We start from the raw sequence: 555 nt of genomic DNA, 5'->3' as shown, positions 1-555 counted from the left end.
GGAGGCGGGGGGCTCCGGACGCCCGTCGCCCGGGGAGGGCCAGGCGGGCCCCGCGGGAACGGCCCCGGACCCGGCGGGGGCCGTCCCCGCCCGGGGGCCGCGGCTCAGCCGGCAGCAGAGGGAACTGGTCCGGCTGGTCTCCCAGGGGCTGACCAACCGCCAGGTGGCCACCCGGCTCGGGCTCTCCCCGCACACCGTCAACTACCACCTGCGCCGGCTCTTCAGGAGCTACGGGGTGAACTCGCGCATCGACCTGCTCAGGGCGGTCGCGGAGCACCACCGCCCGCCGGCCGGCGCCCCCGCCCCCGGCACCGGNCCGGNCGACGNCCCGGGCGACNGCCCCGNCACCNNNTNACGNNNCCGACACCTACATACATTTAGTCTNNCACAGGAAGCCGGACAGGCCGGCCCCGCCGGCCTGTCCTGCTTCCTGCGCGCGGAGCCCGTCGTCGCCGGTCCTGTCGCGCCGGTCTCCCCGTCCGGTCCGGTCTCCCCGTCCGGTCCGGCCGGCTCGTCCGGGCCGGCCCCCGCCGGCCCGGACGAGCCGGCCGGACC

General features: G+C 78.9%; 1 pseudogene. It reads left to right on the top strand.

The annotated features are described in order from the left end of the window. Positions 1-315, top strand: a pseudogene (locus MW084_RS24460) (helix-turn-helix domain-containing protein); the annotation flags it as partial. Positions 316-555: the final 240 nt, after the last annotated feature.

Source organism: Streptomyces sudanensis, assembly GCF_023614315.1.
GTDB lineage: Bacteria > Actinomycetota > Actinomycetes > Streptomycetales > Streptomycetaceae > Streptomyces > Streptomyces sudanensis.
The sequence above is the reverse complement of the archived record's forward strand: the minus strand, read 5'-3'. Positions and strand labels throughout refer to the sequence as shown.